General features: G+C 54.0%; 12 protein-coding genes. 10 read left to right on the plus strand and 2 right to left on the minus strand.

The features are described from left to right. Positions 1 to 42: 42 nt before the first annotated feature. The 10 genes from ynfE (at position 43) to clcB (ending at position 12,335) form a co-directional block, all read left to right on the plus strand. Positions 43 to 2,481 carry a selenate/tellurate reductase subunit YnfE gene (ynfE, locus tag J4617_RS03840; protein ID WP_017465700.1) on the plus strand — a complete coding sequence of 813 codons (2,439 nt, stop codon included), beginning with the start codon at positions 43 to 45 and terminating at the stop codon, positions 2,479 to 2,481. 98 nt (positions 2,482 to 2,579) lie between these two features. Further along, positions 2,580 to 5,015, plus strand: a complete 2,436-nt coding sequence (gene ynfF / locus J4617_RS03845) for a selenate/tellurate reductase subunit YnfF (RefSeq protein WP_000705289.1) — start codon at positions 2,580 to 2,582, stop codon at positions 5,013 to 5,015. Positions 5,016 to 5,025: 10 nt separating this feature from the next. Then, complete coding sequence (dmsB, locus tag J4617_RS03850; protein ID WP_000213055.1) at positions 5,026 to 5,643, plus strand: dimethylsulfoxide reductase iron-sulfur subunit DmsB; 618 nt, start codon at positions 5,026 to 5,028, stop codon at positions 5,641 to 5,643. A 1-nt stretch (position 5,644) separates the two neighbouring features. Beyond that, positions 5,645 to 6,502 (plus strand): dimethyl sulfoxide reductase anchor subunit family protein, encoded by an 858-nt coding sequence (locus J4617_RS03855; protein ID WP_017465699.1) that lies wholly within the window; start codon positions 5,645 to 5,647, stop codon positions 6,500 to 6,502. A gap of 42 nt (positions 6,503 to 6,544) precedes the next feature. Continuing rightward, positions 6,545 to 7,159: a Tat proofreading chaperone DmsD gene (gene dmsD / locus J4617_RS03860; protein ID WP_022544647.1), complete on the plus strand. Its 615-nt coding sequence runs from the start codon at positions 6,545 to 6,547 to the stop codon at positions 7,157 to 7,159. 304 nt (positions 7,160 to 7,463) lie between these two features. Then, complete coding sequence (osmY, locus tag J4617_RS03865) at positions 7,464 to 8,174, plus strand: osmoprotectant ABC transporter permease OsmY (protein ID WP_000557304.1); 711 nt, start codon at positions 7,464 to 7,466, stop codon at positions 8,172 to 8,174. 28 nt (positions 8,175 to 8,202) lie between these two features. After that, positions 8,203 to 9,105, plus strand: a complete 903-nt coding sequence (gene osmX / locus J4617_RS03870) for an osmoprotectant ABC transporter substrate-binding protein OsmX (protein ID WP_001211193.1) — start codon at positions 8,203 to 8,205, stop codon at positions 9,103 to 9,105. A 9-nt stretch (positions 9,106 to 9,114) separates the two neighbouring features. Then, complete coding sequence (osmW, locus tag J4617_RS03875; protein ID WP_000379677.1) at positions 9,115 to 9,762, plus strand: osmoprotectant ABC transporter permease OsmW; 648 nt, start codon at positions 9,115 to 9,117, stop codon at positions 9,760 to 9,762. After that, positions 9,762 to 10,910, plus strand: coding sequence for an osmoprotectant ABC transporter ATP-binding protein OsmV (osmV, locus tag J4617_RS03880; protein ID WP_000593094.1), 1,149 nt, complete (start codon positions 9,762 to 9,764; stop codon positions 10,908 to 10,910). The genes osmW and osmV overlap by 1 nt, the downstream gene beginning before the upstream one ends. Before the next feature lie 135 nt (positions 10,911 to 11,045). Then, positions 11,046 to 12,335: a voltage-gated ClC-type chloride channel ClcB gene (gene clcB, locus J4617_RS03885; protein ID WP_017465697.1), complete on the plus strand. Its 1,290-nt coding sequence runs from the start codon at positions 11,046 to 11,048 to the stop codon at positions 12,333 to 12,335. Here clcB and bioD read toward each other — a convergent pair. Together bioD and mlc are read right to left on the minus strand one after the other, a co-directional pair. Continuing rightward, positions 12,291 to 12,986: a dethiobiotin synthase gene (gene bioD / locus J4617_RS03890; RefSeq protein WP_000919210.1), complete on the minus strand. Its 696-nt coding sequence runs from the start codon at positions 12,984 to 12,986 to the stop codon at positions 12,291 to 12,293. The two genes, clcB and bioD, sit on opposite strands and share 45 nt — an antisense overlap. A 125-nt stretch (positions 12,987 to 13,111) precedes the next feature. Then, positions 13,112 to 14,332 carry a sugar metabolism global transcriptional regulator Mlc gene (gene mlc, locus J4617_RS03895; protein ID WP_000225087.1) on the minus strand — a complete coding sequence of 407 codons (1,221 nt, stop codon included), beginning with the start codon at positions 14,330 to 14,332 and terminating at the stop codon, positions 13,112 to 13,114. Positions 14,333 to 14,345 lie beyond the last annotated feature (13 nt).

Raw genomic sequence — 14,345 nt, forward strand, 5'->3', positions numbered from 1 at the left:
TTATCAATATATAGCGAAATAATAACGACAATGGAGTGAGTGATGCCCGGAGAAAAGCAACAAACAGGCGTTAGGCGCAGGACGTTAGTGAAATCAGCGGCGCTTGGCTCACTGGCGCTGGCTGCCGGAGGCGTATCTTTACCGTTTGGGATGCGTACCGCGGCCGCGGCGGTGCAGCAGGCCATGCGCAACGAAGAAGATAAAATCGTCTGGGGCGCCTGTTCGGTCAACTGCGGCAGTCGCTGCGCCCTGCGTCTGCATGTAAAAGATAATGAAGTCTGGTGGGTTGAAACTGATAACACTGGCGACGATGTCTACGGCAATCATCAGGTTCGCGCCTGTCTGCGGGGCCGTTCAATCCGTCGGCGCATTAACCATCCGGATCGCCTTAACTATCCCATGAAACGCGTTGGCCGCCGCGGCGAAGGCAAATTTGAACGCATTAGCTGGCAGGAAGCGCTGGACACCATTAGCGCCAGCCTGAAAAAGACCGTAGAGACCTACGGCAATGAAGCCGTTTATATCCACTATTCATCCGGCATCGTAGGCGGCAACATAACCCGCTCGTCGCCTGCCGCCTCGCCGGTGAAGCGTTTGATGAACTGCTACGGCGGTTCGTTGAATCAATACGGCTCATACAGTACCGCGCAAATTTCTTGCGCCATGCCCTACACCTATGGTTCCAACGACGGCAACAGCACATCTGATATCGAAAACAGTAAACTGGTGGTCATGTTCGGCAATAATCCGGCTGAAACACGCATGAGCGGCGGCGGCATTACCTGGTTTCTGGAGCAAGCGCGTGAACGCTCAAATGCGCGCATGATCGTAATAGATCCGCGCTATACCGATACCGCTGCCGGACGTGAAGACGAGTGGATACCGATTCGCCCCGGCACCGATGCCGCGCTGGTGGCGGGAATTGCCTGGGTATTGATTAACGAAAATCTCGTTGACCAGCCTTTTCTCGATAACTATTGCATCGGCTACGATGAAAAGACCCTTCCGGCTGACGCGCCCCCCAATGGCCATTATAAGGCTTATATTTTGGGCCAGGGCGAGGACGGTATCGCCAAAACGCCGCAGTGGGCATCGCATATTACCGGCATCCCCGCCGATCGGATTATCAAACTGGCGCGCGAGATAGGCAGCGTCAAGCCGGCCTACATCTGTCAGGGTTGGGGCCCGCAGCGTCAGGCGAACGGCGAACAAACCGCTCGCGCCATCGCCATGTTACCGATTCTGACCGGCAACGTCGGCATTCATGGCGGTAATAGCGGCGCACGCGAATCCACTTACACCATTACCATTGAACGTCTGCCGGTCCTGGAGAATCCCGTTAAAACCGCCATCTCCTGCTTTAGCTGGACGGACGCCATTGCGCGCGGCCCGGAAATGACCGCCCTGCGCGACGGCGTACGCGGCAAAGATAAGCTGGATGTCCCGATCAAATTTCTATGGAACTACGCTGGCAACACCCTGATTAATCAGCATTCGGATATTAATAAAACCCATGAAATTCTTCAGGATGAAGCGAAATGCGAAATGATTGTGGTCATCGACAACTTTATGACCTCTTCCGCGAAGTACGCTGATATTTTACTGCCGGATCTCATGACCGTCGAACAGGAGGATATCATCCCCAATGATTACGCCGGCAATATGGGATATCTGATTTTTATCCAACCGGCGACGACGCCTAAGTTCGAGCGCAAGCCCATCTACTGGGTACTCAGCGAAATCGCCAGACGCCTCGGTGACGATGTGTATCAGCGGTTTACCGAAGGCCGTACACAGGCGCAATGGCTGCAATATCTGTACGCCAAAATGCAGGCAAGAGATCCGGCATTGCCCGCGTATGACGAGCTAAAAAAAATGGGCATCTATAAACGTAAAGATCCCAACGGCCATTTTGTCGCCTATAAAAAATTTCGTGAAGATCCGCAGGCCAATCCGTTAAAAACGCCGTCCGGTAAAATCGAAATCTACTCGAGCAAACTCGCTCACATCGCCAGTACCTGGGAGCTGGCGGAAGGCGACGTGATAAGCCCACTGCCGATTTATACCCCTACTTTTGAAGGATGGGACGATCCGAAGCGGAGCACCTTCCCGCTACAGCTGTTTGGCTTTCACTATAAATCCCGTACCCATTCAAGCTACGGCAATATTGATGTTCTGCAGGCCGCCTGTCGCCAGGAGGTGTGGATAAATCCGCTCGATGCGCAAAAACGCGGTATCGCGAATGGCGATAAGGTTCGCGTCTTTAACGATCGTGGAGAGGTGCGTCTACCCGCCAAAGTCACGCCGCGTATTCTGCCGGGCGTCAGCGCGATGGGTCAGGGCGCATGGCATAATGCGGATATGGCTGGCGATAAAATTGACCACGGCGCCTGCATCAATACGCTCACGACGCTGCGTCCTTCCCCCCTGGCAAAAGGGAATCCTCAACATACAAATCTGGTGGAAATCGAAAAAATCTAAGCCGCCTGCTCCGGGACGTTTTTACGCGCCCGGAGCTCCCCGTTTTGCGAACACAACGACATTTAAAACTCTTTTTTGGATGAGCATAGTGAGCTGTTATGAAAATCACCAACCCTGAGGCATTAATGGCGGCCAGTATCAGCCGACGAAGCCTGGTGAAAACCTCCGCTATCGGTAGCCTTGCGCTTGCCAGTAGCGCTTTCACCCTTCCGTTCTCCCGCATCGCACACGCCGCAGCAGACCTCGCATCCGGCAATGTGGCAGAAAAAGCGGTCTGGAGTTCATGTACCGTTAACTGCGGCAGCCGCTGCCTGCTGCGCCTACACGTAAAAGATGACACCGTATATTGGGTTGAATCAGATACCACGGGCAACGATGAATATGGCAACCATCAGGTACGCGCCTGCCTGCGCGGCCGTTCTATTCGTCGCCGGATGAATCATCCCGATCGCCTGAAATATCCGATGAAACGCGTTGGTAAACGAGGAGAAGGCAAATTCGAACGTATCAGTTGGGATGAAGCGTTGGATACCATCGGCGATAACCTGAAACGTATCCTCAAGGACTACGGCAACGAAGCGGTACATGTCCTTTACGGTACCGGCGTGGACGGCGGCAATATTACCAATTCTAACGTACCGTATCGCCTGATGAACGCCTGCGGCGGCTATCTCAGCCGTTACGGTAGCTACAGCACCGCCCAAATCAGCGCGGCCATGAGCTATATGTTCGGCGGCAACGACGGCAACAGTCCGGATGATATCGCCAATACAAAACTGGTGGTGATGTTTGGCAATAACCCCGCGGAAACACGTATGAGCGGCGGCGGCGTGACATACTATGTCGAACAGGCGCGCGAGCGCTCCAACGCCAGGATGATCGTGATTGACCCGCGTTATAACGACACTGCCGCCGGCCGCGAAGACGAGTGGCTGCCGATTCGCCCAGGTACCGATGGCGCGCTGGCGGCGGCAATCGGCTGGGTGCTGATTACCGAAGATCTTATTGATAAACCGTTTTTGGATAAATACTGCATCGGCTACGACGAAACCACTCTGCCCGCCTCGGCCCCGCGTAACTCGCACTATAAAGCCTATATTTTGGGTCAGGGCGACGACGGTATTGCTAAAACGCCGCAATGGGCCGCGCAGATTACCAGTATTCCGGCGGAAAAAATCATTCAACTGGCGCGGGAAATCGGCTCGGCGAAACCGGCTTACATTTGCCAGGGCTGGGGACCGCAACGCCACTCTAACGGGGAGCAGACCGCACGCGCAATCGCCATGCTGTCTGTACTCACCGGTAACGTCGGCATAAATGGCGGAAATTCCGGCGTGCGCGAAGGCACCTGGGATCTGGGCGTCGAATGGTTTTCTATGCTGGAGAACCCGGTAAAAACCCAGATTTCGGTCTTTACCTGGACCGACGCTATCGATCATGGCGCGGAAATGACCGCCACACGCGACGGCGTGCGGGGAAAAGACAAGCTCGACGTGCCGATCAAATTTTTGTGGTGCTACGCCAGTAATACGCTGATCAATCAGCATGGCGATATCGCCCACACCCACGAGGTGCTTCAGGACGACAGTAAATGTGAAATGATCGTCGGTATCGAGCACTTTATGACCGCGTCGGCAAAATATTGCGACATTCTGCTGCCTGATTTAATGCCGACCGAGCAGGAAGATCTGATTTCCCACGAATCCGCAGGCAATATGGGCTATGTCATTCTTGGACAGCCCGCCACCTCGCCGAAATTTGAAAGAAAGCCCATTTACTGGATGCTCAGTGAAGTGGCTAAACGGCTTGGTCCGGACGTATACCAGACCTTCACAGAAGGCCGCACGCAGCATGAGTGGGTCAAATACCTGCACGCAAAAACCAAAGCGCGTAACCCGGAAATGCCGGATTACGAAGAGATGAAACAGACAGGAATTTTCAAGAAAAAATGCCCGGAGGAGCACTACGTCGCTTTCCGCGCCTTCCGCGAAGACCCTGCCGCCAACCCACTGAAAACGCCGTCCGGTAAAATCGAAATCTATTCCGAGCGTCTGGCAACCCTCGCCAACACGTGGGAACTGAAGAAAGATGAGATTATCCATCCTTTACCCGCCTATACGCCAGGCTTTGACGGTTGGGACGATCCGCTTCGTCAGCGCTACCCGCTACAGCTAACCGGCTTCCACTATAAAGCGCGTACCCACTCCAGCTACGGCAATATCGACGTCCTGCAACAGGCGTGTCCGCAGGAGATCTGGATCAACCCGATTGATGCGCAAGCGCGCGGCATTCAGCACGGCGACACCGTGCGGGTCTTTAACCAGAATGGAGAGATGCTCATTCCGGCAAAAGTCACGCCGCGCATATTGCCTGGCGTCACCGCTATCGGCCAGGGCGCCTGGTTAAATGCCGACATGTTTGGCGACAAAGTCGATCGCGGCGGCTCCATTAACATTCTGACGTCGCACCGGCCTTCCCCACTGGCGAAAGGTAATCCGTCACACAGTAATCTTGTTCAGGTTGAAAAGGCGTAAGGAGTAACCGATGACAACCCAGTATGGATTTTTTATTGATTCCAGTCGTTGCACCGGTTGCAAAACCTGCGAACTGGCCTGCAAGGACTACAAAGATCTCACTCCCGACGTCAGTTTCCGGCGGATATATGAATACGCAGGTGGCGACTGGCAGGAAGATAACGGCGTCTGGCACCAGAACGTCTTTGCCTACTATCTCTCCATCTCCTGTAACCACTGCGAAGACCCGGCCTGTACCAAAGTCTGCCCGAGCGGCGCGATGCACAAGCGCGATGACGGTTTTGTGGTGGTGGATGAAGACGTCTGTATCGGCTGTCGCTACTGCCACATGGCCTGCCCGTACGGCGCGCCGCAGTACAACGCCGCCAAAGGTCATATGACTAAGTGCGATGGCTGTCATGATCGCGTCGCCGACGGCAAAAAGCCTATCTGCGTGGAATCCTGCCCGTTACGGGCGCTGGATTTCGGCCCGATAGACGAGCTGCGTAAAAAACACGGTGAGCTGGCTGCCGTCGCGCCGCTGCCGCGCGCGCATTTCACGAAGCCGAATATTGTGATTAAACCCAACGCCAACAGCCGCCCGACCGGGGACACTACCGGTTATCTGGCCAATCCGAAGGAGGTATAAGATGGGAAGTGGATGGCATGAATGGCCGTTGATGATCTTCACGGTCTTTGGTCAGTGCGTGGTCGGCGCGTTAATCGTTAGCGGACTGGGCTGGCTGACGGCAAAAGACGATACCATCGCCCGTCAGCGCATCGTGCGTAGCATGTTTTTTCTGTGGCTGGTGATGGGACTGGGATTCCTCGCGTCGATTATGCATCTCGGCTCGCCGATGCGCGCGTTTAACTCGCTTAACCGCGTAGGCGCTTCCGCACTGAGTAATGAAATCGCCGCAGGATCGGTGTTCTTTGCCGTAGGCGGCATCTGGTGGCTGGTGGCGGTACTCGGTAAAATGCCCCCGGTGCTGGGTAAAGTGTGGCTGCTGATCAGTATGGCGCTCGGCGTTGCATTCATCTGGGCAATGACGCTCGTTTATCAGATAGATACCGTGCCAACCTGGTATAATGGCTACACCACGCTGGCCTTTTTCCTCACGGCATTCCTGTGCGGCCCGGTGTTTGCGGCGTTACTGCTACGCATCGCGCGCGTCCCATTTTGCAGCGTGACGTTTGCCAGTATTAGCGGCCTGGCATTGGTGGTGTGCGTGACGGTCATCGTACTACAAGGACTGTCTCTCTCAACCATTCACAGTTCCGTGCAACAGGCCAGCCATCTCGCACCGGATTACGGTATGCTACAGGTCTGGCGCATTGTCTTGCTTGCTGCCGGATTAGGCTGCTGGCTATGTCCGCTAATCCGTCGCCGCGAACCGCATACCGTTGGTTTGCTGCTCGGTGTCGTGCTGGTGCTGGCAGGCGAAATTATTGGCCGCGGACTTTTTTATGGCCTGCATATGACCGTAGGTATGGCCGTCGCAGGTTAATTTATGCGTGCGGGGCGACCCGCACCTTTCGGGATTGTTTGAATGACCACTTTTTTACAACGTGATGATTTTGCAGTAACGGCGCGTGTTCTCGGCGCGTTGTTTTATTATTCGCCGGAAAGCCACGAAACCGCTCTTCTGGTCCAGGCGCTATTAAACGACGACTGGCAGGCGCAGTGGCCGCTTGATGCCGAGGCGCTTGCGCCTGTGGCGGCTATGTTTAAGACCCACAGCGAAGAGTCGTTGCCACAGGCCTGGCAGCGTCTGTTTATCGGCCCTTACGCTCTGCCGTCTCCGCCGTGGGGTTCCGTCTGGCTGGATCGTGAGAGCGTATTATTTGGCGATTCTACGCTGGCGCTACGTCAGTGGATGCGCGAAAACGGAATTCAGTTTGAAATGCAGCAAAACGAGCCAGAAGATCATTTTGGGTCGCTGTTGCTGCTGGCGGCCTGGCTTGCCGAGAATGATCGTCATCATGAATGCGAACAACTCCTGGCCTGGCATCTGTTTCCGTGGTCGTCCCGCTTTCTGGACGTATTTATCGATCATGCCGGGCATCCGTTTTATCAGGCGTTGGGGCAACTGGCGCGTCTGACGCTGGCGCAATGGCAAGCTCAACTCATTATTCCCGTCGCTGTAAAACCGTTATTCCGTTAATCCCCACAAAAGGCAGGATTTTACCTGCCTTTTCTCCCATTGCGGCCTATTTTTATCTACCAAAAGTGACAACGTCACACAACGCTTCTATTTTTAAGATAATTCTTTATCGTGAATGTTCACCCTAAGCCGCATAAGGGCAAAACATAATTGTTAATAGATGTTTAACAGTGTTAAACATCACGCTCCGCTGGAATCCTTCCCAACCTGTTGCTATAGCTCAAAGCACCCTGCCGGAACATGGCATAACAACACGCGACTCTTAACGTCGCCATAACACATGCAAACAGGGAGACACACCGCAATGCACACCCTCACCCTAAAACGTGTACTTGGGTTCACTATCGTCATTTTGCTGTTACTGGCGCTGTTTATCTGGGGAATCGGTCTGGAGACGCTGAAAGCGCGTCAGGTCGATCTGCTGTATCTCGGACAACGGCATTTGATGCTGGTCTTTACGTCCATGTTTTTTGCTTTACTGGTCGGTATCCCGAGCGGGATTTTACTCAGCCGACCTGCGGCAAAAGGATTTGCTGAATATGTCATGCAAATCTTTAATGTTGGTAATACCTTGCCGCCACTGGCCGTCCTGGCCTTAGCGATGGTGATTATCGGGATCGGCGATACGCCCGCCATTGTCGCGCTATTTCTGGCTTCTCTTCTGCCTATCGTCCGCAATACCTATGCGGGCCTCTGTTCCGTTCCCGCCTCACTGATTGAAGCGGCGAACGGGATTGGGATGACAAAATGGCAGCGGCTTCGCCAGGTAGAGCTACCTAATGCGTGGCCAGTGATGCTGTCCGGTATTCGCATCGCGACCGCCATCAATGTCGGCACCGCGCCGCTGGCCTTTCTGATTGGCGCCAGCAGCTACGGCGAGCTGATTTTCCCGGGAATTTATCTCAACGATTTTCCGACGTTGATCCTCGGCGCAACGGCCACGGCGTTATTCGCGCTGATTCTTGACACTCTGCTTGCCTGGTTTGGGCGACGCCTTAGCCCTCATACCGTCTGAACGCATAAATAACAATAAGGAGCGTTAAATGAGATTCAAAAAACACCTGTTGGGATGGCTTGCCGCAACGCTGTTGTTCAGTAGCCAGACGCAGGCCGCGCCGCTGGTTCTCGCCACCAAAAGCTTTACCGAGCAGCATATTCTTTCCGCTATGACCGTTCAGTATTTGCAGAAAAAAGGCTTTCAGGTTCAGCCGCAAACCAATATCGCCGCGGTGATTTCACGTAATGCGATGGTGAATAAACAAATTGATATTACCTGGGAATACACCGGTACATCGCTGATTATTTTCAACCGTATCGATAAGCGCATGAGTCCACAGGAAACCTACGACACGGTAAAACGCCTGGATGCGAAGCTGGGCCTGGTATGGCTCAAACCGGCTGACATGAACAATACTTACGCGTTCGCGATGCAGCGCAAACGCGCCGAGTCGGAAAATATCACCACCATCTCGCAAATGGTGGCAAAAATCGAACAAGTCCGGCAGAACGATCCTGACCACAACTGGATGCTCGGTCTCGATCTGGAATTTGCCGGGCGCAGCGACGGGATGAAGCCCCTTCAGCAAGCCTACCAGATGCAGCTTGATCGCCCGCAAATACGACAGATGGACCCAGGTCTGGTCTATAACGCCGTTCGGGATGGGCTGGTTGACGCCGGGCTGGTCTATACCACCGACGGACGGGTGAAAGGGTTTGATCTGAAAGTGCTGGAAGACGATAAAGGCTTCTTCCCAAGTTACGCTGTCACGCCAGTGGTGCGTAAAGAGGTGCTGGAAGCCAATCCTGGCCTTGATGACGCCTTAAACACCCTTTCCGGCCTGCTCAATAACGATGTGATATCGACCCTAAACGCCCAGGTCGATATCGAACATCGCACGCCGCAACAGGTAGCCCATCAATTTTTGCAGGACAAAGGTCTGCTGTAAGGAGCGCCTATGGATACGATACATTATATGCTGGATAACGCAGGCTATCTCGCCAGCCTTACCTTTCAGCATCTCTGGCTGGTCGCGCTGGCCGTCGGTCTGGCGATTATCATCGGCGTACCGTTAGGCGTTTTGATTGTACGCCACAAATGGCTGGCAACGCCGGTACTGGGCGCCGCCACGCTACTTCTTACCATTCCGTCTATCGCGCTGTTTGGATTAATGATCCCGCTCTTTTCGCTGATCGGACATGGTATTGGCGTTCTGCCCGCCGTGACGGCCGTTTTTCTCTACTCTTTACTGCCGATTGTCCGTAATACCCATACTGCGCTTGATAGTTTGCCGCCCGGTCTGCGTGAAGCGGGACGCGGCATCGGTATGACTTTCTGGCAACGGCTGCGCTGGGTCGAAATCCCAATGGCCCTACCGGTTATTTTCGGGGGTATCCGCACCGCGGTAGTGATGAATATCGGCGTAATGGCGATTGCCGCGGTGATCGGCGCCGGCGGTCTGGGACTGCTACTGTTAAACGGCATTAGCGGCAGCGATATTCGCATGTTAATTGCCGGCGCGCTGATGATCTGTCTACTGGCAATTGTACTTGACTGGCTGTTGCATCGTCTGCAGGTCGTACTGACACCTAAGGGGATACGATAATGATAAAACTGGAAAATCTCACCAAACAATTTGTACAGAAAAAGGGTCAGCCGCTAAAAGCCGTCGACAACGTCAACCTGAACGTGCCGGAAGGCGAAATGTGCGTCTTGCTCGGTCCCTCCGGCTGCGGCAAAACCACCACGTTAAAGATGATCAACCGGCTGATCGCGCCCAGCAGCGGTAATATTCTTATCAACGGCGAGAATACCAACGATATGGATACGGTAACGCTACGCCGCAATATTGGGTATGTTATCCAGCAGATCGGCCTGTTTCCTAATATGACGATTGAAGAAAATATTACCGTTGTGCCGCGCATGTTGGGTTGGGACAAAGCGCGCTGCAAGCAACGCGCCGAAGAGTTGATGGACATGGTGGCGCTGGATGCCAGAAAATTTCTGCATCGCTATCCAAAGGAGATGTCCGGGGGACAGCAACAGCGTATTGGCGTGATCCGCGCTCTGGCCGCCGATCCGCCGGTACTGCTGATGGATGAGCCCTTCGGCGCGGTGGACCCCATTAACCGCGAAGTGATCCAGAACCAGTTTCTGGATATGCAGCGTAAGCTAAAAAAGACCGTGATGCTGGTCAGCCATGATATCGACGAAGCGCTAAAACTCGGCGACCGTATCGCCGTGTTCCGTCAGGGGCGAATTGTACAGTGCGCCAGTCCTGATGAACTGCTGGCCAAACCGGCTAACGAGTTTGTCGGGTCGTTTGTCGGTCAGGACAGAACGTTAAAGCGTTTGCTACTGGTCTCCGCAGGCGATGTGACCGACCAACAGCCAACCATTACCGCGCGGCCTTCCACGCCGCTAAGCGAGGCGTTCGGCATTATGGATGATCACGATATTCGCGCCATTACCGTCATTGACAACGACGGTAAGCCACTGGGATTTGTGAAGCGCCGGGAAGCGCGGAACGCCAGCGGAACCTGCGCCGATATCACCCATCCTTTCCGTATTACGGGCAAAGCGGAAGATAACCTGCGTATTGTGCTGTCCAGATTGTACGAAAGTAATACTAGCTGGATGCCGATCGTTGATGAAGACGGACGCTATAACGGTGAAATCTCTCAGGATTACATCGCCGATTATCTCAGCTCAGGCCGCACGCGTCGGGCGTTAAATATTCACGAAAACAGCTAACGCTGCCGCCGGATGGCCTCTCGCTATCCGGCAATATCATTATTGTACGCAATATTATATCGCACATAGTGCTTTTGCGTCTGACGCCATTTCCCCGCAGAATAGGCTATCCTGAAACTCCCTGTTTACCCGCTCATGCATCGTTTACACGCTTACCCGGATCTGCGCGCGATGTTTCGTCGCCTGCTGATCGCTACGCTCATCGGTATTCTCGCGGCGCTGGCTGTCGCCGCCTTCCGTCATGCGATGCAATTGCTGGAGTGGATTTTCCTGAGTAATGACACCGGCAGTCTGGTGAATGCGGCTGAGGGGCTTTCGCCCTGGCGACGGCTGATTACGCCGGCGCTTGGCGGCCTGGCCGCTGGTCTGTTGCTGTGGGGGTGGCAAAAAATGAACCAACAGCGCCCCCATGCGCCCACTGACTATATGGAAGCATTGCAAACCGACGGGCAATTTGACGTTGGCGCCAGTCTGGTGAAATCGCTGGCCTCGCTGCTGGTCGTGGTCAGCGGCAGCGCAATTGGTCGCGAAGGCGCAATGATCCTCCTCGCCGCGCTGGCGGCATCCAGCTTTGCCCGACGCTTCACGCCGCGTGAGGAATGGAAATTATGGATCGCCAGCGGCGCCGCTGCGGGCATGGCGGGCGCTTACCATGCGCCGCTGGCGGGCAGCCTGTTTATCGCGGAAATCCTGTTCGGTACCTTAATGCTGGCTTCCCTCGGCCCGGTTGTCGTTTCCGCCGTCGTCGCCCTGCTAACCACCCATCTATTAAACGGTAGCGATTCACTACTCTATACCGTACATCTGACCGTTGATCTCCACGCGCGGGAGTACGTCATGATAGTCAGTACCGGCCTGGTCGCCGGTCTGTGCAGCCCATTGCTGATGTGGCTGATGACGGCCAGCCATAATAGTTTCTTACGTTTAAAACTGTCCCCGCCCTGGCAACTGGCGTTGGGCGGGCTTATTGTCGGATTACTGTCGTTACTCACGCCCACGGTATGGGGAAACGGCTATAGCGTCGTACAATCATTTTTGCTTTCCCCGCCGCTATTCTCGCTGATTGGCGGAATTTTTGCGTGCAAAATCCTGGCGGTGCTCGCCAGCAGCGGGTCTGGCGCGCCGGGCGGCGTCTTTACGCCAACATTATTTGTCGGATTATCCATTGGAATGTTTCTGGGTCGGATATGGGGATTCTGGCTGCCAGGCTCGGATGAAATAGCGATTTTATTGGGGCTGGCGGGTATGGCGACGCTACTGGCGGCGACAACCCATGCGCCGATAATGTCCACCCTGATGATTTGTGAAATGACCGGCGAGTATCAGTTACTCCCCGGTCTGCTGATTGCCTGTGTAGTCGCGTCAGTGCTCTCGCGAACGTTACGCCATGATTCTATCTACCGCCAGCACGCTGCCGAGCATTGACAAACGAATATACTGCCCCAGCTCACGCTGCTCGGCGCGCGGCAGGTACGGTAACTCGCCAATCAGCGGCGCTGGCAGTTTTTTCCCAAGCACATCAATAATTTCAGCATAATGCGCCAGGCCAGGATTGATACGATTCGCCACCCAGCCAATTAAGGGCAGTCCATCATTAGCGACAGCTTGCGCAGTCAGTAGCGCATGATTAATGCACCCCTCCTGAATCCCTACCACCATCAATACCGGTAACTGTTCCTGTACCACCCATTCAGACAATGGACGTAAATCATTCATCAAACTACGCCAGCCGCCAGTACCCTCCACAACCACGTGGTCCACTTTATCGCTCAGGCTCGCCAGACCGTTGGACAGCAAGGTGTAATTTATAGGACAGCTATGCGCGACGCTGCTTTCTTCTTCGCTTAACGCGATCGGATTAATCGCCTCATACGGCAACTCCAGCGAAGAGACGCTTTGCAATACCAGCGCGTCTTTGTTGCGCATCCCTTCTGGAGTCTCTTTGCTCCCTTTAGCGACAGGTTTATACCCTGCAACGCTCTTACCACCCGACGCTAACGCTTGTAGTAATGCGCGGGAAACCACCGTCTTCCCAACAGAAGTGTCTGTACCTGTAATAAAGAAACGCTTCAGCATCACTAACTCCACCGTTATGCTTCGAAAATATAAGCCAGGAAAATAATACAGTGGAGAAAGTCTAAGATATGGCAAGGGCAATCAGCTTGAGTTAGCGCAAATTTTTGTACAACAGTTAAAAAATGTTAACCCTGTAATAGACGAATCAACAAAGAGCCGTTATACATCGCGTCTTTTACCAACGCCGCCCCGGCCATCGTGCCCTGGTTGGTAAACTGCGTGCTTTCCACTACCGTATTCCTACTGTAGGCGGGCAGCGCCTGCTGACGGATACTGTCAGCAATGGCCGGAAAAAGGATATCAGCCGCTTTACTTAGCGGCGAACCAATAAGAATTTTTTGCGGATTAAATAAATTCACCATGATAGCCAGAATGCGTCCGACATGCGCGCCAACGCCGCTAATAATATCTTTTGCTAATAGATCTCCCTGCATCGCCGCCTGACACAGTGAATCTACCGTTAACGGCTGGCCGTGCAACATTGAACTCATTGACTGATTAAGCCGAAGCTGCGTAAGTTCCAGCACGCTATCGACGCTGGCGATGGTCTCCAGACAGCCATGATTACCGCAATAACAGCGCTTACCATAAGGATCGACCTGGGTATGCCCAATCTCTACCAGACTGCTACTACCCGCATGAAGCAAATGACCGTCGGTGATAACGCCCGCCCCCACATTATGATCAATCACCACCTGGATAACGTCGCGCGCGCCGCGTGAGGCGCCAAAAAGCGCCTCTGCCATCGTCCAGGCGCTAATATCATGCTGAATGTAAACCGGTACGCCGGTGTGCCGCTCCAGCGCATCTCCCAAAGGCATCTCTTTGACATCTTCGTAATACGGCATCCGGTGCACAACGCCGTTTTCGGTATCGATAATGCCCGGTAACGTAATGGCAATGGAGGTCAGACGCTCCAGTTTCTGCTGATGGCGGGTAAAAAACCGATCAACGTGCGTAATAATTCGCTCAAGCAACGGCGTAGCTTCGTTTAACGGCAGCGCCAGACACTCTTCTACCACCAGTTTGCTGCTAAGATCGCGCAGTGCAAGGAAAATTTCGCCACGGCTAATACGAATAGATAAATAGTGCCAGGCTTCCGTTTCCACCATCAGCCCGACGGCGGGACGTCCACGACTGCCCGCCTCTTTAATTTCAAGCTCCTGAACCAAATGCGCTTCCAGCATTTCGCGAACAATTTTCGTAATACTGGCAGGCGCCAACTGCGCCAGACGAGACAGGTCAATTCGCGATACCGGTCCGAGCTGATCAATCAGGCGATACACTGCGCCAGCATTGGTCTGCTTAATTTGATCGATATGCCCAGGCTGACTATCAGCAACCACCGCTCACTCCCTT

The sequence above is a fragment of the Salmonella sp. 32010601201800023SM genome, from assembly GCF_017572235.1.
Classification (GTDB): domain Bacteria; phylum Pseudomonadota; class Gammaproteobacteria; order Enterobacterales; family Enterobacteriaceae; genus Salmonella; species Salmonella enterica.